Source organism: Bacillus sp. ISL-51 (assembly GCF_018613535.1).
Classification (GTDB): Bacteria; Bacillota; Bacilli; order Bacillales; family Bacillaceae; genus Bacillus.
Window position 1 is genome coordinate 110952 of the sequence record NZ_JAGGQB010000008.1, and the last position, 20134, is coordinate 131085.

Annotated in this window: 27 protein-coding genes and 1 pseudogene; 26 read left to right on the plus strand and 2 right to left on the minus strand. The window is 44.9% G+C overall.

All coding sequences use genetic code 11. The features are described from left to right. Nucleotides 1-112 precede the first annotated feature (112 nt). The 6 genes from J7E26_RS12840 (at nucleotide 113) to J7E26_RS12865 (ending at nucleotide 5916) form a co-directional block, all read left to right on the plus strand. Nucleotides 113-1327, plus strand: a complete 1215-nt coding sequence (locus tag J7E26_RS12840; protein ID WP_214803352.1) for a NupC/NupG family nucleoside CNT transporter — start codon at nucleotides 113-115, stop codon at nucleotides 1325-1327. Between the two features lie 250 nt (nucleotides 1328-1577). Beyond that, nucleotides 1578-2432, plus strand: a complete 855-nt coding sequence (dapF, locus tag J7E26_RS12845; protein WP_214803355.1) for a diaminopimelate epimerase — start codon at nucleotides 1578-1580, stop codon at nucleotides 2430-2432. A 76-nt stretch (nucleotides 2433-2508) separates the two neighbouring features. Continuing rightward, nucleotides 2509-2871 carry a HesB/IscA family protein gene (locus J7E26_RS12850; protein WP_214803358.1) on the plus strand — a complete coding sequence of 121 codons (363 nt, stop codon included), beginning with the start codon at nucleotides 2509-2511 and terminating at the stop codon, nucleotides 2869-2871. A 229-nt stretch (nucleotides 2872-3100) separates the two neighbouring features. Further along, nucleotides 3101-4132, plus strand: a complete 1032-nt coding sequence (locus J7E26_RS12855) for a tyrosine-type recombinase/integrase (RefSeq protein WP_214813405.1) — start codon at nucleotides 3101-3103, stop codon at nucleotides 4130-4132. 160 nt (nucleotides 4133-4292) lie between these two features. After that, complete coding sequence (locus J7E26_RS12860; RefSeq protein ID WP_214813408.1) at nucleotides 4293-5030, plus strand: helix-turn-helix domain-containing protein; 738 nt, start codon at nucleotides 4293-4295, stop codon at nucleotides 5028-5030. Between the two features lie 334 nt (nucleotides 5031-5364). Further along, nucleotides 5365-5916, plus strand: a complete 552-nt coding sequence (locus J7E26_RS12865; protein ID WP_214813411.1) for a site-specific integrase — start codon at nucleotides 5365-5367, stop codon at nucleotides 5914-5916. Nucleotides 5917-6061: 145 nt separating this feature from the next. Here the strand turns inward: J7E26_RS12865 and J7E26_RS12870 are convergent, their stop codons facing one another. Beyond that, nucleotides 6062-6301 carry a helix-turn-helix domain-containing protein gene (locus tag J7E26_RS12870; protein WP_214813414.1) on the minus strand — a complete coding sequence of 80 codons (240 nt, stop codon included), beginning with the start codon at nucleotides 6299-6301 and terminating at the stop codon, nucleotides 6062-6064. Nucleotides 6302-6899: 598 nt separating this feature from the next. On the opposite strand from J7E26_RS12870, the gene J7E26_RS12875 reads away from it, so the two are divergent. Then, on the plus strand, nucleotides 6900-7235 hold the full coding sequence (locus J7E26_RS12875) for a hypothetical protein (RefSeq protein WP_214813416.1): 336 nt from the start codon (nucleotides 6900-6902) through the stop codon (nucleotides 7233-7235). 191 nt (nucleotides 7236-7426) lie between these two features. Here the strand turns inward: J7E26_RS12875 and J7E26_RS12880 are convergent, their stop codons facing one another. Beyond that, on the minus strand, nucleotides 7427-7642 hold the full coding sequence (locus tag J7E26_RS12880) for a helix-turn-helix domain-containing protein (protein ID WP_214813418.1): 216 nt from the start codon (nucleotides 7640-7642) through the stop codon (nucleotides 7427-7429). Between the two features lie 121 nt (nucleotides 7643-7763). On the opposite strand from J7E26_RS12880, the gene J7E26_RS12885 reads away from it, so the two are divergent. The 19 genes and pseudogenes from J7E26_RS12885 to J7E26_RS12975 all read left to right on the plus strand — a co-directional run. Then, a complete protein-coding gene (locus J7E26_RS12885; protein WP_214813420.1) occupies nucleotides 7764-8939 on the plus strand; it encodes an AimR family lysis-lysogeny pheromone receptor in 1176 nt (391 codons plus the stop codon). A gap of 400 nt (nucleotides 8940-9339) precedes the next feature. Beyond that, on the plus strand, nucleotides 9340-9480 hold the full coding sequence (locus J7E26_RS12890; protein WP_214813423.1) for a hypothetical protein: 141 nt from the start codon (nucleotides 9340-9342) through the stop codon (nucleotides 9478-9480). Then, nucleotides 9473-10015: a hypothetical protein gene (locus J7E26_RS12895; protein ID WP_214813426.1), complete on the plus strand. Its 543-nt coding sequence runs from the start codon at nucleotides 9473-9475 to the stop codon at nucleotides 10013-10015. Before J7E26_RS12890 ends, J7E26_RS12895 begins: the two co-directional genes overlap by 8 nt. A gap of 37 nt (nucleotides 10016-10052) precedes the next feature. After that, nucleotides 10053-10379, plus strand: a complete 327-nt coding sequence (locus J7E26_RS12900) for a hypothetical protein (RefSeq protein ID WP_214813429.1) — start codon at nucleotides 10053-10055, stop codon at nucleotides 10377-10379. Continuing rightward, the gene (locus J7E26_RS12905; protein WP_214813433.1) at nucleotides 10372-10548 is read left to right on the plus strand and encodes a hypothetical protein; all 177 of its coding nucleotides are present in this window, start codon (nucleotides 10372-10374) and stop codon (nucleotides 10546-10548) included. Before J7E26_RS12900 ends, J7E26_RS12905 begins: the two co-directional genes overlap by 8 nt. A 485-nt stretch (nucleotides 10549-11033) precedes the next feature. Further along, the gene (locus J7E26_RS12910; protein ID WP_311379910.1) at nucleotides 11034-11537 is read left to right on the plus strand and encodes a hypothetical protein; all 504 of its coding nucleotides are present in this window, start codon (nucleotides 11034-11036) and stop codon (nucleotides 11535-11537) included. A 249-nt stretch (nucleotides 11538-11786) separates the two neighbouring features. Then, nucleotides 11787-11963, plus strand: a complete 177-nt coding sequence (locus J7E26_RS12915) for a DUF5659 domain-containing protein (protein ID WP_214813443.1) — start codon at nucleotides 11787-11789, stop codon at nucleotides 11961-11963. A 20-nt stretch (nucleotides 11964-11983) separates the two neighbouring features. Beyond that, the gene (locus J7E26_RS12920) at nucleotides 11984-12511 is read left to right on the plus strand and encodes a hypothetical protein (protein ID WP_214813447.1); all 528 of its coding nucleotides are present in this window, start codon (nucleotides 11984-11986) and stop codon (nucleotides 12509-12511) included. A 114-nt stretch (nucleotides 12512-12625) separates the two neighbouring features. Next, nucleotides 12626-12853 carry a helix-turn-helix domain-containing protein gene (locus J7E26_RS12925; protein WP_214813450.1) on the plus strand — a complete coding sequence of 76 codons (228 nt, stop codon included), beginning with the start codon at nucleotides 12626-12628 and terminating at the stop codon, nucleotides 12851-12853. Then, complete coding sequence (locus tag J7E26_RS12930) at nucleotides 12850-13062, plus strand: hypothetical protein (protein ID WP_214813454.1); 213 nt, start codon at nucleotides 12850-12852, stop codon at nucleotides 13060-13062. The genes J7E26_RS12925 and J7E26_RS12930 overlap by 4 nt, the downstream gene beginning before the upstream one ends. A gap of 131 nt (nucleotides 13063-13193) precedes the next feature. After that, nucleotides 13194-13394, plus strand: a complete 201-nt coding sequence (locus tag J7E26_RS12935) for a hypothetical protein (RefSeq protein ID WP_033881469.1) — start codon at nucleotides 13194-13196, stop codon at nucleotides 13392-13394. After that, nucleotides 13373-13747: a hypothetical protein gene (locus J7E26_RS12940; protein WP_214813470.1), complete on the plus strand. Its 375-nt coding sequence runs from the start codon at nucleotides 13373-13375 to the stop codon at nucleotides 13745-13747. Before J7E26_RS12935 ends, J7E26_RS12940 begins: the two co-directional genes overlap by 22 nt. After that, nucleotides 13744-14094, plus strand: coding sequence for a hypothetical protein (locus J7E26_RS12945; RefSeq protein WP_214813472.1), 351 nt, complete (start codon nucleotides 13744-13746; stop codon nucleotides 14092-14094). Before J7E26_RS12940 ends, J7E26_RS12945 begins: the two co-directional genes overlap by 4 nt. Further along, nucleotides 14091-14576, plus strand: coding sequence for a hypothetical protein (locus J7E26_RS12950; protein WP_214813475.1), 486 nt, complete (start codon nucleotides 14091-14093; stop codon nucleotides 14574-14576). The genes J7E26_RS12945 and J7E26_RS12950 overlap by 4 nt, the downstream gene beginning before the upstream one ends. Before the next feature lie 12 nt (nucleotides 14577-14588). Next, a complete protein-coding gene (locus J7E26_RS12955; protein ID WP_214813492.1) occupies nucleotides 14589-15215 on the plus strand; it encodes a hypothetical protein in 627 nt (208 codons plus the stop codon). Between the two features lie 58 nt (nucleotides 15216-15273). Next, a complete protein-coding gene (locus J7E26_RS12960) occupies nucleotides 15274-15606 on the plus strand; it encodes a hypothetical protein (protein ID WP_214813494.1) in 333 nt (110 codons plus the stop codon). Beyond that, on the plus strand, nucleotides 15606-18719 hold the full coding sequence (locus tag J7E26_RS12965; RefSeq protein WP_214813505.1) for a phage tail tape measure protein: 3114 nt from the start codon (nucleotides 15606-15608) through the stop codon (nucleotides 18717-18719). The genes J7E26_RS12960 and J7E26_RS12965 overlap by 1 nt, the downstream gene beginning before the upstream one ends. Before the next feature lie 134 nt (nucleotides 18720-18853). Next, nucleotides 18854-19309 (plus strand): SHOCT domain-containing protein, encoded by a 456-nt coding sequence (locus J7E26_RS12970; RefSeq protein ID WP_214813509.1) that lies wholly within the window; start codon nucleotides 18854-18856, stop codon nucleotides 19307-19309. Between the two features lie 206 nt (nucleotides 19310-19515). Continuing rightward, nucleotides 19516-19620: pseudogene (locus tag J7E26_RS12975) on the plus strand (iron-sulfur cluster assembly accessory protein); the annotation flags it as partial. Nucleotides 19621-20134 lie beyond the last annotated feature (514 nt).

A 20134-nucleotide genomic window follows, 5' to 3' on the forward strand; every position in this document is an offset into this window, starting at 1 on the left:
TCTTTTTTTATTGCTCCGAGTTTTGGCAAAATAAAAAATTTGTAGACAGCAAAAATAAATATTGTTATCTTAATAAAGACTTTTTTTAAATAAAATTTTAGAGGTGGATTCATTGAATATAGTTTGGGGGCTTCTCGGGGCAGCGGCTGTATTAGCCATTGCTTTTTTGTTATCAGAAAAGAAAAGCAAAATTAACGTAAGAACCGTCATCATCGGTTTATGTTTACAAATTGCCTTTGGATACATCGTGTTAAAGTGGGATGCGGGGCGGGCCGTATTTTTATGGTTTTCCAGCCGCGTTCAGCTTCTCATTGATTATGCGAACGAAGGGATCACCTTTATTTTTGGCCCTCTTTTGAAAGTGGGCAGCAGCCCGGCATTTGCACTGAGCGTTCTGCCGGTCATTATTTTCTTCTCAGCGCTCATTGCCGTTTTGTATCACTTGAAAATCATGCAGCTCATTTTCCGCGTGATCGGAGGCGGGCTGTCAAAACTTCTTGGGACAAGCAAAACAGAATCGCTTGCAGCGGCAGCGAATATTTTTGTCGGTCAATCCGAATCACCGCTTGTCATTAAACCGCTGATTGCCGGATTGACACGTTCAGAGCTGTTTACGATTATGACGAGCGGTCTATCTGCTGTAGCGGGCTCCACTCTTTTCGGTTACGCGCTGCTCGGCATTCCGATCGAATATTTGCTGGCGGCAAGCTTTATGGCGGCTCCGGCCGGTCTTGTATTCGGTAAAATACTGATTCCGGAAACGGAAAAAACGCAGACGGTAAAAGGCGATTTTAATATGGACGAAGGTGAAGGCGCCGCGAATGTGATCGACGCCGCTGCAAAGGGCGCGTCCACAGGTCTTCAGATTGCTTTGAACGTCGGGGCCATGCTGCTTGCGTTTGTCGCATTAATCGCCGTTGTGAACGGAATTCTCGGCGGAATCGGCGGCTGGTTCGGTTTCAAACATATTACATTAGAATCCATTCTCGGGTATGTGTTTTCTCCAATTGCATTTGTGATCGGTGTTCCTTGGCATGAAGCCTTAGAGGCGGGAAGCTATATCGGTCAAAAACTTGTATTGAACGAGTTTGTCGCTTACTCAAACTTCGGCCCCCATATTGCAGATTTTTCGAAAAAAACGTCTACCATTATCAGCTTTGCCTTGTGCGGATTTGCCAACTTCTCATCCATTGCGATTATGCTCGGCACACTGGGCGGTTTGGCGCCAAGCCGCCGTTCAGACATCGCGCGCCTCGGATTGAGAGCGGTCATTGCGGGAACGCTCGCAAATCTTCTCAGCGCCGCGATTGCCGGTATGTTTATTTAAACGTAAAAAAAGCCGCGATTTGTGGCTTTTTTTATCTTCAGCGATGTGCCGCCTGCCGGGTATCACGGCACTGCCCGTGAGCTGCCCTATTCGGCCCGTTTATTCATCAACGATTTTGGTTTTAAATGATAAAAGCTCCCTGCATATAACATGCAGGGAGCTTTTATGTATGAAAAACGGGGGATAATTGTATTGTGTCCGCACGGAAGAGCTTTTATACTAAGAAAAAGAAAAAAAGTTGGAGGCCGATATGAATTCATTTCGTTTTACCAAGATGCACGGTCTTGGAAACAGTTATATATATGTGAATCAATTTGAAGAACAGCTGCCGGAAGAACGGCTGGCAGACATCGCTGTCAAGGTGTCGAGCATTCATACGGGAATCGGCTCTGACGGATTGATTCTCATTTGTCCGTCAGAGAAAGCGCCCGTGAAAATGCGGATCTTTAATAATGACGGTTCAGAAGGAAAAAACTGTGGCAACGGTCTTCGCTGTGTGGCAAAGTACGCATACGAACATAAGCTGACAGAAGAAACGTCCTTTTTCATCGAAACGCTGTCAGGCCTTGTGAAAGCAGACATTAAAGAGGAAAACGGAATAGTGTGTGAAGTCGCAGTTGATATGGGCGAACCGCGCCTTACAAAAAAAGAACTGCCGATGGAGGGCAATGGTGATGAACAGACGATAAATGAAACCTTCACATTCGGAGAAGCGGAGCTCGCGGGAACAGCCGTTTCAATGGGAAACCCCCACATCGTATTTCCGATTGAAGACATTAATCAAGCGCCTTTGACAACGCTCGGACCCGTCATTGAAAAAGATCCGAGATTCCCGGAAGGCGTCAATGTCGAATTTGTGGAAACGGTAAACGCCAAAGAGCTTCATTTTCGCGTTTGGGAACGGGGCTCCGGCATTACACAGGCATGCGGAACCGGTGCCTGCGCAGCGGCTGTCGCATCTGTATTAAACGGTGTATCCGAACGGAATCAAGACATTACCGTTCATTTAGCCGGGGGCGACCTTGTGATTAACTGGCAGGACAACGGGCATGTCCTCATGACAGGCCCAGCTGAAACCGTATGTGACGGCGTCTGTTTTCTGTAAACAGCTCGTTTGAGAATTGGGCCCTTCATGTTTATAATAGATAACAGCATCCGTTTTTTAAAAAGGAGGTCATACCATGAGTGTTCCCGTAACAATTACTGAAGCAGCGGCTTTGCATATAAAAGATATGATGAAAGAGCATGAAGAAGAAAACGCGTTTCTCCGTGTAGGCGTAAAAGGCGGCGGCTGCAGCGGCCTGTCTTACGGAATGGGGTTTGAGCATGAAAAAGGCGAAAAAGACAGCTTGTTCGAGCAGCACGGCATCAACGTTTTGGTCGACAAGGAAAGCCTTGATATTATGAACGGCACCATCATCGACTTCAAGCAGTCTATGATGGGCGGCGGTTTCACGATCGACAATCCGAACGCCATCGCATCATGCGGCTGCGGTTCTTCTTTCCGTACGGCTAAAAATGCCGGCACGCCGGAAGAGTGCTAGGGGTTTAGCACGGTATATCAACGTTTTGCAACACGCTAATGTTCGCGGGATATGATTCGATCATCTAATCGAAAACTGTCTCGGGAGATTGCAGATTGCAGCAGAAAATACGCGATTAACCGTTATTGTTTTGAACAAAAACGACCCTATTTTACGGTTGTTACGGTTGTTAATGACGCCTTTCCTTGCGATGTAATTTCTAATCATCGTTAAGGGAGGCGTTTTTATTATGGCGTTAAACAAAAAGCGCAAAAGAGTGACGGGCGTTTCCGCCTCGAAAAAAGGATACCCTCGATTGCAACTTAATGAGGCGTTAGAGCTTGCAATAGCCGGAAAACGTACGGAAGGTCTTCGCGATAGAACGTTGTTCGATTATAAAAAGATGTGGCGCTATTTAACGGATTGGTTAAACGATAACTATGAAATTACATATACAGACGAGCTTACGACTGAGATTTTCCGCGACTATATCAATTACATGAAGTACGATAAGCCTCGGTATCTTGGCCATAAATTTATTAAGACGGATAATGCTCGGTTAGGTCTTTCCGATACCACAATCAATATTAACCTGCGCTGCCTAAAGGCGATCTTTAATTATCTTGAACGCGAAGAACTAATCGAAGTCAATCCGGTAGCTCGTTTAAAACAGATTCGGCAGGATGTGGATCTTACGAACTGTTTCACAGACAAAGAGATTAAAGAAATTCTTAGACAGCCTAATATGCGCGATTATGTAGGGTTTCGGGATTATTGCGCAATGAGTTGCTTGTTAGACTCAGGGTTGCGGATAGAGGAGTTATTAAGTCTTCGCGAAAGAGATGTTGACTTCGGAAGCCGATTCATTACCGTAAATGCGGATGTAAGTAAAAACAGAAAGCCCCGCCTCGTGCCAATCTCTGCGCACTGTGTAAAGCTATTGCTTCAGCTTATAACGGAGAACAAGTCGCATTTTTCTACCGATCGAATTTTCCTATCCAGCTACGGCGAGCCACTAGGCGCCAATCATTTTAATAAGCGTTTGAAATATTACGCGGAGAAAGCCGGGGTTAAAGACAAGAAGGTGACAGCGCACGTTTATCGTCATACTTGGGCTAAAACGATGATATTAAATGGTTGTGATCCGTTTACATTACAGAAAATCGGAGGCTGGGCGGACATTAGAACAATGCGCCGTTATATACAAATGGATACGCGAGAGATGCGGAGAAGTCATGACGACTATTCGCCGTTAATGAATTTAAAGAAAAAGAGAGTATAAAACAAAAAAAAAGAACGTCAATCCATCGGAAATGAGTCCGATAAACTGAGCGCCCTAGACATGTGTTCATTATATCGGGAAAAAGCGTACAAGTCAACGCTTATTTAAGTATGCCTTCTTTTCCGAACGGTTGCCGTCTCTTATCGAGGAGAGAAACCGAATGTACACGAAAGAAGCCTCTAAAATGGCGTCATTCCGTTCAGTGGACGAGCTTAACGGCGCCATCCGTACGCACATATACGGCAATAAATCCGACCTAACGCCTGCCGCAATCGAGGTTCTGAAGGTGCTGTCTCGTCATGCCGTAAAAACGCCGGGCGTGGCGTATCTGAAGCTCGCAACAATCGCGGAACTAATCGGCAAGCACCGCGTAACCGTTATTCGCTCCATTAAACGACTAATCAATCTCGGCATTATTCGCAAAGAAATAAAGTATCGGCCAGTATCCGGCGGCAATGGCGCCAATATGTACGTTATCCTGCCGGCGGTTAAACGCGAAAAGACCTCTAATGTTACTCCGTCCGTGTTACCCCGCCAAGCTGACGAAAAGCCAACGGAGACAATGGCGGAATTGCCGAAACGGGAAAATGAAGCTGTTATTTCTCAAAGCGAAAATAAGTTACTACGTAATACGTATGCTGCGTTTAAATCAGCGGTCAATACGTTTGTTGGTGATCGCAGGTTAACGAACAAGCTTTACGGCATCTACCTTGCGCATACGTCGTATTTAAAAGGCGTTTATGTTGCTGATACACTTCAAGAAATCGGGCTAGAAGCCGTACGTCAAACATTTATCGCGACTAAACGGAAGGTGATACGCAATTTGGCCGGCTACTATAACGGTGTGCTGGATCGGATGCTCGACCGTTTGTTTGCTGCGCGATTCGACGAGATTTAATTCGACGGATGGACGTGCGATTTCGTACGTTAAGGATACGGGGAGGTCTTCGAGAATACTGATCTGCTGTCCATCCGAAATTCGGACGATCATTTCATATCTTTGCCAGCCTTCGCCGCCGCGCGCGCGACCCTCCAAACGCTTTACAAAACTTTACGTAAAGCCACGTAAAAGTAACGTAAACCTAAGCGTATCGCGCCTTTGTTTTTACGGATGTAAAATATTCGCGAATGTATGATTTTAGTTATTTTCGTACATTCAAAACGTTGATAAATATACGTATGTATAGTAAAGTGTAAATTACAATACATTATCGTACATTGGAGGTATTATTATGGATGAAAAGAACGTGCAGCCACTCCGCACGATAGACGAAATAAACGATATGAAATGGGCGCTTAGAAGGTTCGGAAAAGAGCGTGACAGATTCCTATTCGTATTCGGTATAAACACAGGGCTCAGAGTGAGCGATATTGTTCCGTTGAAAGTTGGGGATGTTCGCGGCAAACAGCACGTCATAACACGCGAGAAGAAGACCGGGAAGGTAAAGCGATTCTATTTAAACAAGGCGCTACAAGACGAGATAAACGAATATACTCACGGAATGGATGACGCAGAGTATCTATTCCCAAGCCGCAAGGGGAGCGCCCACATATCAACAACGCAGGCTTATCGGGTGCTTACCAAGGCTGCGGACATGCTCGGTCGTGATGATGTAGGTACACATACGATGCGTAAGACGTTCGGGTATCATCACTATAAGCGGAACAAAGACGTTGCTACATTGCAGACTCTATTCAACCACTCCGCGCCATCAATAACGCTGAAGTACATAGGCATAACGGACGACGAAGTACAAGCAACGCTAGAAGACTTCTCGTTATAGTCGGTCAAATGGCCGGCTTTTTATTTGCGTGAAAAGGGGGCGGGGGCCGAAAACGAAAAAGCCCCGGCGTCAGGCGATTTTTAAATCCGCATATCAAAAATTCATTTTGACCTTAATGATTGCGGCACATAAAAAAGACGTCAGCTTATTCGCTGGCGTCGTCTATACGTTCAAATTGGACAACATCTTCGATTGGACAGTCTAAGTATTCGCATATATAAGCGATAGTAGTCAACGAAACAAAGTCGCCGGCTGAAAACTTCGCCATGATAGTCGGGGAAATGCGTAAGTCTTCTTTTAATTGTTTCCTTGTTACGTCCTTCTTTAATAAGGTCATTTCTAACGGTTTATAGTTCGGCTTCAAGTTAAGTATTTTCTTTGTCATTCTAATACCTCCGAAAATGATTGCTGTGTTTATGCACTTATTATAACATATATGTATAAAAATAATACAAAAAAGTGTACAAAAAATACATAAATGTGTTGACTAGAAATACACAAAAGTGTATTATAGTATTAGAAGGACGGAACAACGGTCTTTCAAAAAAAACAGAAAGGAGGACAGAAGATTGATTGAACTGATAACAAAGCTTTCCGTCATCGCCGCATCTTGGCTAACCATTTTCAAACTCTTGCTAGAACTTAATAAGATGCGAAAAGAGACGAAAAGCAAAAAGCGACGCTCTCCCTCCAAGAAGAAACGTCGCAAGTAACCAAGACGGGGCGAAAGCCCCGGCTGTTCAATCAATTATACCACATATGAAAAAGATTAATACAATCGAAATTTTTCTAATCGTTGCCCTTTGCTTCTGGATCGCGAACATGAATTTCGCAGCACTTTCTGTTTTAGACTTCATCGGAATAGGCACCGCGGTCGTATATTGCGGGTTGATCGTGTGGAAGTTGCTGTCCCGATGAAAAACAAACCGGCGTTCGGCGGCAGCGCAGTCGTCGGGCGCCACAAAACGAAAGGATGATCCGTTATGACAAACGTTATTAAACAAAGCAGCCTTATTCCGGCTGAGTACGTTATATATGATTACGCAGGAAAAGGGAAGGACTTGCGGAAAGAAATGAAACTCGTTCACGTAGGCGGTAACATGGCTATTGGATACGAAGAAGACTGCGGTATTATGCTATACGAAATGGCTGGATATCCGGGCGCGTGGGAAATCGGAGACAAAGACCGAGTCTTACACGATATTTACGACGATGGTTGGCTCGCTGATGTACCGATAGAAAAGCTTGCAAGCATGTCGGTTCTTGATTTCTTGGTTACGGTTGCGGAAAGAAAAGCGCAGAAGGCGGCAGTATCGTAGCGTTTCGACATATTTGTAAACAATTACCTCTAAAATTTTTGTGACTTTCGACATAAATCGACTGAAATATTCGTAATAGTCAGGTAATATATAGAACAAGACGAGAACGTTTGTGCGCATTTGTTTCGAAGTGGCTTACATCGGCCACTCTGCGGTTGACGGGTGATGCTTAAAATCCCGTCAGCGACCGTTTAATCTTGCGGCACCCATTCGTAGAGATCATCGATTGAACACCCGATGATTACGGCGAAGGTTTTAGCGGTACTAAGTGTCATTTCCTGCTTGCCTAAAACGTATTTGGAGACATGACTCTTATCGTACCCTGATCTGTTCGCAAGCTGTGTCTGCGTAAACCCTCGCTCATGCAGCCGGTCGCGAAGTAAACACCTACCCGGCTTATACTTCACCTTTTAAGCACCTCCGCAAAAGCTTTATATCGGGCTTTACGAAGGAAATTATAAACTATTGCCGTCAGTTTTTCTATTCGTTTCTGGATGTACAATTATTTCGAGGAAGAAGGGGAAAAGGTTGAAAAGTTTATCTGATGAAATTTTGAACTTGATTGAGGACAGCGATTTAAGTTACAAAGAGGTTGCCCACATGGCCGGAGTTTCTGCGCGTAGTATTTATGAAATAAAAAATCGTGGAACTATAGGTTTTATAACTATGCTCAAAATCGCCCAAGTCTGTAATGGCGCGGATTATCATGAAAAAATGACTAAATGGTGTCACTTACTTACTACCACTGAAGGTATAAAACACGCCTTTGAATACGCGGCAATAAAAAGAGATATCGCACTTTTGGGTGACTTGTTAGACAATGCAGAAGGCGACGATTCATTAAGTGCGTACTATGGGATTTACAGCTTAATTTATAAATTTATGAGGAAGGAGATTGCTTTCTTAGACTTGTACGATTTGCTTAAACAGGTTCGAATTTCGAAGGATAAAAACCTCGCGATTATAGTGGGTATCTACAAATGTTATTTACTCTACTACCAAAAGGACTTTCTAGGCATTCTTCAGATGGCAAATGTAATCGAAAAAGAAATACAAAACATAGGCCGAGACAGAAGCGCTTTTTTTAGACAATGCTATATATACAGGTTGGCGGAAGTGTTAATGCCGGTCCACTTGCATTTTAACAATTTTGAAGCTTCACGCAAATTTGCGAAAATTCTACTTTACAGTAATATCAGCAGCAAAACTATGTCGGATGGTTATTATTGTATTGGGATGACGTACTTGGGTAGAGATAAGGATGTTTGTTTAAAGAGCTTAGAACGTAGTTACGAACTGATGAAGGAGATAGAACGTTCTGATTTGATTGAAGAATCCAGAATGCACTTAGAACTAGCGCGCCTGTACTATGAAGTAAAAGAAGGGGCGTCTATTAAAGGTGTGGCAGGTTTTGCGGAGAGAATGCAATTTAAAAGTGATTCGGATTTCATAAAGTACTTTGAATATCGGTTAGAGAACTCACTGTCAAAACTCTATGAGGGTTATAAATACTTTTTTAGTCGAAAGAATTTCTTGTTTGCTAATTTAATAGCCGATGACCTTGCGTATTTTGGAGTCGACTCAGCGCAAGTAGAGGCACTTAAGTCGATAAATCTCAATGAAAAGGTGGAGTTTAATTTTGAAGAAGAAGTTGTTAGCTGTTTTAGTCATTGGAGCCGTAATAGTATCGCTCGGGTATCTTAACAAAAATGATCAGGCATCAACACAAGAGGCGAAGTCTGAATTTAAAGTGGCCGAGATAAGCCCAGGGGCTTAGAAACAAACACTGCCCGCTGAAAAAATTGGCGGGCGCACTCATTATTAAAAAACGTTTTGGCGAACGTAGTAAAACAAAAAGGCCGCCCTGTTGGCGCAGGACGACCCGATCAAAATCAGTTAGAAGATATGCAAGTACGATATCTACACTCTTGGCGGAGTAATCGTATTTGCCGTCCGCTGTTACTCTCACATAACAGCATTTTTCAAGCAACCAAAAATAACCCGAAGGTTTAGTTACTTATTTTGTATTTTATCCGTTGGCAACGGATTTTACAAGGCGAACAGTATACGAACACCTTCGGAAAATTGAATGGAGGTCAACGATATGCCAGTCGATTTCGGATGGATATTTCAAATATCCGCAGTAATCGTAGTGTTTATCTTAGGCTGCATGACATGGGCGGTTTGGAAAGAAGAGGATTCCAACGCTCAAAACAACAACTTCGGAGGGTTCGATAATGAATAAATATAACGTTTCTCGATCAGCAGTAAAAAACGCGGTAGTTCGTCTTGGTCTTACAAATGCGCAGGCATCGAACGCATTAATTAAATATGCGCAAGGTTCTTCATTAGTTTGGTCACTCGAATCAACGAGTGGAAGCCAAGCCGTTTACGACAACTATAACGAAAGAGTGCGCCTTGTAATCGCCGAGAACGGAACCGTACTAGACGTTTTCCCCATTGATTACGCGCTACAGTCACCGCACAACTTATCGGAAGAGGTTTGCCAATCGCTTAAGGAGTCGACTAAAAAGACTCTGATCGCGAAAAGAGACGAGATCCACCGCAAATGGTGCGAAGCTGAACTTGCTTTTCACGAAAATAGTTACGAGATCGCTAAAGTGCGCTTCGAATTAATTGACGCGAGTACCGAAGAGGCTGCGGCGCTAAACGGCTGTTTAGCGGAGCTTTGCGCAGATAATAAGCGACTACACGAAGATAGATCAGCACTCAGAAAAGAACGGACTGAATTAGAGCGTGCTCTTGTACCTTATATCTAAGATTGAGGACGGAACCAAAATTCGAGGGGGAAACGAAATGGAAAAAGTACGGCTAGTTCGACACGGATCGACAGACTTCCCATATAAAGAAATTCATGACGCCTATCTCATCGCAGCGGATACGGTAGCATTATGCGACTTTGAAGCGCTAGGCGGCGGCAGGTTTGCGTTTTATGACACTGGCGGCCTGACGTGGAAGGAGGACGGTTATCACCTATATGACGATGAACACCCATCATCATTCGCATTCGAGTTTGCTAAGACGACGGCGGCCCTAAAGAAGCTCGACGGACGGGAATTAGCGAATATGAGTGTCGCGCAGTTCGTGCGCCTGTTCTTCACCGGAGGTGCTGGCAATGTATAAAGTAGGCGAGACGGTTCAGTATTGGGGCGTTAAGGCGGACGGCCTGATGTGGTTATCAGCCGAAGCCCTGACCGGCAGAATACTAAACCGCAACACTTACGAAGGGACATACGTAATAGAAGGGCGGTCCGGGGCTGCGCACGTGGTTCCGGAAAGATTAATCGGGTAGAAAATAAAAAAGGCGAACGGTTGCACGTACAACTCAATTCGTCTTTAGAATTATCAGGGAAATTTAATTAAAACGCTAAACATCCGTAGATATTGACCGTTATTAATCTAGTAGACTATAAGCATCCGGAGCCGCGAGGTTTCCGGGTGTGAAAAAAAAATAATTTTTTTAGATTCGACGGACATAGGCGTATTTCTCATTTCGAATCTATTTAAGTACGGGTGAAATTTATTTTATTCTATAGATCAACCATTTTATCATCTATTGCAATTATAATCGCAAAAAGGAGGATTGTCAAGCTTAAAATGAAAAACGGAATTGGAGTATTCGAATGTCAGGTTGTTCATAATATGCCGCGACTCTCAACACAGACAAAAAAGGTGATAAAACTGGATTCGGGATAGTGGGCGTTCGGTTCGAAGGATGGTTTCGCAGTTGATCAATGATGTCGGGTATATTTAGTGATTAAAAAAAATGAAAAGGACGTGACGAGATTGAACAAAGAGTCGAAGAGAGGCATTCTTCCGAATAATAAAGAGGAACTACTATCACGCAATAATTATGAGATGTATAATTTGGACCTTTTACGCAAAGTTTTTCCCAGAATTATAGCTGAGCATGACTCCGTTTTTGATCGAAAACAGCGAAAACCGCAAATTCGTGACGTCATCGCACTTTATTTTTATTTACTCTCGTATGTAGATGGTACGCACACTCGACAGAATGGAGAAAAAAGCGACCGTTTTGGAGCAAGCTTTCCGGCGCGTCAAAAGATATCATCTGACTTGGGGATCGCTGAAAAACGGATAAAGCAACTAGTGGACATTCTTTTAGTTAATGGATTGCTTCTCGAAGTAAGAGACGTCTGGAGCGGAACAGACCGTTATAAATGGTATTTCGTGTCATTCTGCCCGCGGATCAGTGATGACGGTTATATTGTTTCAGAAGATGGAGAGAAAATAGTGCCCGATCTATCGGTTTATAAGTGATACAGGCATTAGATGACCGTTTGGGTTCGGTTATTAGAGGTGGGCTTGCAAAGGGTTATTAGATATCCGAGTAAACATACCAAGAGAAACATACCAACGTTAAACATACCAACAAATAATAGCGCTCAATTAAAAACCTTTCGCGCAGTTACTTATTAATTAATAGAACCTTATCGCGATAAAGAATATCCGCAAGAGTGAGCGAAAGCGAGCGATTGCTACGGTTTTAAAAAAGAAAGGGGAAATAAAATGAGTGGGCAACCAACAAAGGCCGTTTTAAGCCTGAAAATCGCGAGACATCTTCTAAAGAAAGGCTACGAACTATTAGACATTGAGCCGAGCCGGAAGTACGGGGACAGGCTTGTGTTTATCTTCAAAAATACACCGCAGCTAGACGCAGAATTCAAAAAGTTCAATAGAAAATAATTTTATAAGGGGCGAATCATTTGGGGCAGCCGAAAAATACCATCCAAACTTTTAGATACCCAGGAGAAGGAGCCGTCCAATTTGCGGCAGAGCTTGTAGAGAATCACACGAGAGAAAGTGCAGTGCCTATAATAAATCGCCTGTTAAAAGGAGATTTGCACGATCAGTCTGATAAACGAATAAAGAAATGTACTTACTGCGGTTACTATTATAGGGATCGCACGAAGCCTAATAATAGCAAAACGTGTTCACAAGGATGTAAAACGGATCTCGATACACTAAGGCGCGCCAAGAAACGTGCCGATGAGGCTCTTTTAAACCCGAAAAAAAAGAAACTAGACGGTATAGAGAATGCTTATATATGGTGGCTCGAGTATCCTTTTTGGGTAAGTGAGCGGGAGATGTTAAAACGAGCTTGGAAAAACGAACACTTGGCCACCGACAAGAAAATCGAGGGCATGCTCGCCGCAAAATATCGAGATCAGCAAACGGGAGGAAAGAGGAAACCTAAGACTGTTGTACCGTATCAAGGGAATGAAGTAGGTTGATTTTAGCCACAGTAAAAAAGTATATATGAGAGGGAAAAGCACTAGGCTCAAGGTCTAGTGCTATTTTTATTCAATAAGTGAAGAAACCTTCACAAACAAGAAAGGAGTAGTGATATGTTAAGCGGGGCAACAATGTACAAAATAAGGAAAATTTATAGATTTTCTCAAAAAGACGTGGCTAAAATAACTGGAATTAGCGAGTCTATGGTTTCGATGATTGAATCAGGCACCCGTCAACTGCCGGATAAGGTTTCCGTAAAATTTATGGAGTTTCTGCAACTCACACCGGAAAAAGTCATTGCTTTACTCGAATTTTACCAAAATACGGAGGTTGACACATGAATGAGCTATGGAAATTACGGAAAGGGTGGATCGCTGGCTATACGGAAGACAGAGAGCTTATCCGCCGGGTGAAACGTTACAAAAAAGATTGGCATATTATTGCGGATTATATTAAAAACGGTCGGTTAATCGGTGTACATTTTAAAATTCCGATTGAACAGAGGCGCGCAGCAGAAAGAATGTTCAATACGAGACTATCAAATTTTTAACAAAATAAGAGGCTACAAGCCTTCATTTAGTCGGCACAACTATTCCTATTCGAAAGAAAATCAGCCGGCTATTTTCATGTCATTTTCAACGGACATCTATTCATTACACTTATTTTCGAGGAGGTATTTGCTTGTATGGAGTTGTTGTTTATGTAAAGCCTGACGAAGTGCTCACGGTAGACGCGGAAACAGGTGAAATATTGCGAAGGATTAGCGGCTGTCACCGGGACTTACTCGTGTCACAGGCGCTTTTTTACTGCCGGAATGCTGGCGAAGTGCCCAAAATCGCTTACCAAAAGGAGGAAGGCGCATGTACTGCGTATCTAAAATGACCAATCATTACGGAAGTTACGGCGAATCTGACTCATCATACATTCGCGAATCTCTAACCGGTCCTTTTTCCGACTTATTTCCGGACGGCCAGGCATTTATCGAGCTGGAGGAAGAAAGAGGCACATATAAAGTGACGGACCAAGATGGCGGAGTAATCGCGTTTTCGACTGTTACCCGCAGTAAGAAAGCAACGGATCTGGAATTTAGTCGGCAGTTATTTAATGCAGCAGCCGACGCAGCGTGTCATTACGGCGCTAAGAACGCGTATGTGGTCGATGGGGCTATTAATATACCCGTTGATGAGTACGAGGCCGAATTATTAAAAGCCGAGAAGGAGGACGATGGAGAATGAATGAATGGAAAGCAAAACGATCTGAATTAGAACAGCAGCTAATTGATGCGAAACAAACGGTGATTAAGTATGAAGGTACGTTAAGGCCTTTCCGTACTATTACCGAATCAGAGTATCGGGACGCAAAGCGAGCGGTCATAGACCTGGCTACGCAAATTTCAAATGGCGACTACGAGGCCGGACGACCTTCAGATCCGTACGAAGGAATGTCCGTACAGGAACTCCGCAGTTTGTACGAACAGAAAAAAGCAGATTACAGGGGCTTTGCTGGCTCGGGTCAGGAGGCTGCGGAATTAATGCGAATCGACACTCGTATCCAGGCGCTTGAAAGCGGGGAAGCGGAGTGAACTACACGCTGTATTTAACGCAGGCCAGCGATGACCGATCTGCAGTTTATTCGTACGCGCTCCACAATTATGAAGGGCCGCAGGCGTCCGGCGTATTTGTTGCGACCGGAAAACGGAGGCACGACATGTCATACTGCGGCCATATTGCCCTTCAGCGGGCTTTGAGGAAGGCGGCCAAAACCGAAGGCGTCATTTCGTTAAAGCTAATCGCAGACAATCCGTTAATGCAGCCGGTCCTTTTCGAAACGATGGGAATCGACGAGCAAAAATATCCGGGATTGTGTCGGACGACGAATCGGCTATTGAAACGGTTTGCATCGCACGACCTGGCTGCGAGCGAATTCGACAACGACGATGCGGCTTGGCAGGAGGTCGCGGTGCTAGACGAGGCGTTGGACGCCCTAGAGCAAAATAGAACGATCAAAGGACGATGGCGGATGATTCGCGATCGCTTTTTTAATGCTTACAAAACGATACGATAGGAGGCCAATAATATGAAATTTTCAAAGAAACTTACGGATAAGGTGACCGAATTAAAGGCGCTTCAAGAAAAATCCGTGGCTCAGACTGAAGGGATGCGTGCTCATAACGAAAAAGTGTCCGCAGAGCTCACCGCAGCAGAACAAGACCTAACATCGGCAATTGAAGCTCTAGCAGAGGACCCGTCGGAGGAGAATCGCTTAAAAGAGAAAGAAGCTCGGCGGAGGGTTGCGGAGCTACGTCTGGAAGCCAGCGGTGCGAGAGAAAGACAGGATACGGTTTTCTATCCGAAATCGGCGCAGATTAGCGCTCTGAAGTCTGAAATACTAGGTCTGGCACGAAAAGAGATAGTCGCCAATAAAACTGCAAAGGAAGACGCTGCGCTCGAACGAATTGCAGCCGCAAAGAGAGAGTATTTGGAAGCTGCGAAGGCATATCACGATCTACTGATCATCGACGGACAAAAGAAATTCTACGAATTAGCAAGTGAAATCGGCGCGAATGAGGTTGCTTCCAAGGAAAATGAGCCCGGCTTTAGTATCCATCATCCTATCTATACGGATAGAGAATCAGGTGCCAATAAATACGGAATTATTGAGCCGGAAGTATTCCGCGCGTGGAACCGCGGAGTAGTTGAATAAATAACGAGACGCCTACAAACGGGCGTCTTTTTTATTTGAAAAACAAAGGGGAGATATTATGTTTACAGCAAAAGAAATCAATGAATTACTGTTCAGTTTCACAGAGAAGTTTAACGCGGAAGTATTGCCACAGATAGAAAACGCCGACAGCCGAGGACAGCTCCGTAAAGCATCAAGGGAAGCTGTATCATTCATTAGGAAAACGGAATATACACTTCAACGAATGGACTTCGATAAAGGCATCCAAGCGCCTGTCAGCCTGGTTAAATTATACTTCAACACAGCTCGCAAAGGGTTTGAGTATATAGCCAAGGGCAACGCGTACAAAGGTGCGCAGTATGATCGCCGAGCACAAGAAATTTACGCCGAATACCTAAGAAGGTACTTCTAATGGCGGATCAGTCAATTCTCGTCCGCATTGGGGCTGATATTTCCAACCTCACGCACGGACTAACTGAGTCAGCGAGAACCCTTTCTGATTTTGGTTCACGTATGACCAACATGGGAACGACTGTCGCTGCCGGCTTCGGCGTTGTATCTGCGGGAGTAATCGGTGGTTTGACTGGAATGGCCAAATCGTCAGCCGATTTTGATACAGCAATGCGTAAGGCTGGCGCGATCGCCGGGGCGAGCGAATCACAGTTCAAAGATATGAAAGACGCAGCACTAGAGCTTGGCGCCACAACTTCGAAATCAGCTTCGGAAGTAGCCGGGGCGATGACGGAACTGGCCGCAAAGGGTATGGACGCGAATCAGGTAATTGAGGCGATGCCTGGCATTATAAAAGCGGCCGAGGCGTCCGGCGAAGATCTTGCTTTGACTTCCGATACAGTCACGAGCGCTCTCAACGCATTTCAGATGGAAGCCGGGGACGCCAGCAAGGTCGCAGATATTCTAACGGTTACAGCGAACAAGTCGGCTGCGGGCATGAATGATATGTCTTACGCACTCAAATATGCCGCGGGGCCTGCGCATCAGCTCGGCATCTCTTTAGAAGAATTGTCAGCGGCCGCGGGTATTATGGTAGACGCAGGAGCAGACGGGTCGCAGGCGGGCACCACGTTACGGGCTTCTTTGTTGCGATTAGTAGACCCGCCAAAGGCTGCCGCAACTATGCTCGAACGCCTTGGCGTTACGACAACGGACAGTAAAGGAAAGTTTAAGTCGCTTCAGGAAATTGTCGGCGATCTAAAGAAGAGCATGGAGGGCATGACGAAAGCGGAGAAAGGGGCTGCACTTGCTCGTATTTTTGGAACCGAATCCGTATCCGGTATGATGGCCGTTATCGCAGCCGGTCCGGATAAGCTAGGCAAATTCACGAAAGAGCTTGAAAGGTCCGGGGGCGCCGCAGAGAAGGCCGGTAAGAAAATGAAAGCGGGCATCGGCGGAGCACTAGAGAACCTAAGTGGCGCGTTTGAAACGATGTTTATTAAGATCGGCGATGAGCTGGCCCCATTTATACAATCAACCGCTGACCGAATTACGGATCTAATAAACTGGTTTAACGAGTTGAGTGCGGGGGCGAAAAGGTTTGTCGCGGTTAGTCTCGCCGTAGTTGGCGGACTTGCGGGAATAATTGCTCTGACTGGCGCAGCCGTAGCGATCATCGGGTCGCTTATATCAGCAACCGGTACCATAGTAACGGCATTTTCAGCCCTTGCAACTTCGATGGGAATGACAAGTGGCGCCCTGATGCTATTACTTGGAGGATACGCACTCATCGCCGGAGCAGTCATAGCGGCAGTTGCGGCTATTGTGATTCTGATTAAACACAGCGAAGCTATCCGTAATAAATTCGCCGCGCTGGCTGATACAATCGGATCGAAGCTTGCTCCGGCTATTTCAACGCTTAAAACGTTGTTTAGCGGTTTAGCAACGATCCTGACTGGAGATTTCGCAAGTGGGGCCGATAAGCTGCGTCAGATTCTTCCAGAGTCAGTCGTTCAGTTAATTATTGCCGCTGCTACATCTGTACAGAATGCGATCACGAATCTTATTGACGCGGTAAACAAAGCGTTTCAAGGCGATTTTAGTTCGATTGCGAAGTATATTCCGACGATTGTCGGCATGCTAGTCGGCGGTCTTCCCGGACTTATCATTGCAGGAATGCGTTTTCTCCCGGCTATCGAAAAAGGGATACAAACATACTTGCCGACGTTTCTAAACGGGTTTGTAAATCTCGTAGATACGGTCGTAAATCAGATATCTACGAATCTGCCTAAACTTGCGCAAGCGGGCGTTCAGATTATAACGGGCCTTTTAAACGGGTTGAATCAAGCTCTTCCGAATATTCTATCAGCCATTACGCAGGCCCTTAGCACCCTGATTCAAGGACTTACCACGCTAATACCTACGCTAGTCGGGGCGGGTGTACTTATCATAACATCGCTGGTTCAAGGGATCGTTACGGCACTTCCAGTAGTTATTACGGCAGTCACTCAGTTATTAACGATGCTGATAAACACGCTAATTTCACTGCTACCGATGATAATTAACGCTGGAATCCAAATTCTAAACGCGTTGATCCAAGGCATTATAGCAATGCTTCCGGGATTAATAAATGCGGCGATTCAGCTAATTATGGCTCTCATTAACGCATTGGTAACGAATCTACCTTTAATTGTCGAGGCTGGTATCCAAGTGTTAACAGCCTTAATTGACGGTATTATCACGATGTTGCCGCAACTTATCGAAATGGCTCTCTATTTAATCGTCAGCCTTGTTCAAGCTTTGATCGACAATCTACCACAGATTATAGACGCGGGAATTCAGTTAATTACAGCGCTGATCGAGGGTCTTATTCAAATGCTTCCGCAATTAGTGGCTGCGGCTATCCAGCTTATAACGCAACTGGTTAATACGATCATCCGTTTTATGCCGCAACTAATAGAACTCGGTATTAAACTTCTTGACGCATTAGTCCGTGGTTTGATCCAAGCTATACCGAAAATTCTCGAAATGGGCGTCAAGATTGTAACGGATTTAGCCAGCGCAATAGGCGACAATGTAAGCAAAGTATTCGACGCCGGAGTCGATTTGATCAAGGGCCTTTGGAACGGAATTAACTCCGCGAAGGACTGGATTCTCGGAAAAATCGGCGACTTTGCCGGCAGCATTACGGACAGCATTAAAGGATTCTTCGGCATTCACTCGCCTTCCCGCGTATTCCGTGACGAAGTCGGTAAATTCTTACCGTTAGGATTAGCGGTAGGTATCGAGCGTAACATTGGCGCGGTACAGTCGGCGGCCACAGCGATGGCGAATGCGGCAATGATTGACGCACAAGATTACGCGTATAACCCATCGATGTCGTTGACAGGCGGCAAGCTAGCGAAAGTTAAGCACGCATTCGAAACATCTGTAACACAGCCGGACGCGGGGCAACCGATGCACATCGAGCTCGTTACCGTAATGGACGGCGAAGAGATCGGACGGAGAACAGAGCGCGTTGTGAGTGCGGAACAAGGGCGGAAAATTTCGATTAAAAATCTAATGCAGGGGTGATGGTGTACTAGAAGACGAAGCGGGCGGCTGGGAGGCCGCCTTTGAGCTTCGTTTTAAGAAATTTTAGAAACTACTTGCGCTACCGTACGTATTACCGATATAAAGGATAAGAGGAATACTTTGGGGGCGATAAGATGGAGGAACAAACAACATATCGATGCGATACTGGTTCCATAACAGTCGAACCAACGAAAATAACGTTAAAACATGCACCAGGTACATATCACGCAGGAAAAGAAAAAGAAATTCGCATAAAGGCAATCTCCGCAGTCGAAATTAAGAAGCCTGGTAAGTTGTTCGCGGGTTATATTTCATTTATTTTCAGCGGCGGAAAAGAGGCCTCCGGAAAGTGGACCGTAGACGCGGCCAAAAACGAAAACACACTGATGGTGCGGAAAAAATACTATGCCGATTTCTTAAAGTGTAAAGCGTTAATCGACCAATACATAGAAGAAGCGCAGAACTCATCGCCAGTTAGTACGCCTAGTGATGCCGACGAGCTTACGAAATGGGCATCGCTAAAAGATTCCGGCGCAATCACGGAAGAAGAATACCAAATAAAGAAACGCGCAATACTTGACGCTAAGTAAGCGTGTATAGCCCCATCCGTTAAGGACGGGGCGTTTTTTTTGTTGATATGTGGATAACAACGCTTGCTAAGCGGGGCAAGTTTGGGTATCATAGTGTTAACGAGATCCGTCGCTGGGGAAAAGCGGCGTTAACAATCTGTACGAACAATAACAATCGCGAAATACCGTATAAACGGTGATATGATCGGGTTTTCATCTAACGTAAACTGTCCGGCGGTTTCACGATCGACAATCCGAACGCCATCGCATCATGCGGCTGCGGTTCTTCTTTCCGTACGGCTAAAAATGCCGGCACGCCGGAAGAGTGCTAGACTGATCAATCCTAAGCCTTCTTGAAAAGGATCTGTCCTTTTTCAAGAAGGCTTTTTTGTAATCGAAAAAAGAACGGGGATCCATATACTGAAAGGACTTGGCCTTACAAACGGAAAAGCGCACGTTTTTTGAATATTTCTCAACGATGAGGGAAGAGGGTTTTTATACGATTGAAGGAAGGAGAAAGCGAATTGGAGCAACACTTGAGAAGGCGGAACATGACATAGAGTACAGTTTTGGCATCTTTTTTCCTGATCAGTCCTTTCGCGTTGCCCGGGGTTCTCTCCAAAGCGAGTTTACCGGTACTTTTTAGATAAAAAATTTAATGGAGAAGGCTGTGCTGCAGAGGAGTCAGGCTGGTGACGATTTATGCGTTCAATGATCGTAAACAGCACCAGGTAAGGCCGGAGTCATGCCGCACAACACGCCATCTAAGATTATTGGAAAATGGGAGGATAATCTGGTGATCCTGATGATGACAAATAAAATATGTCCATATTTATAGACAAGCTT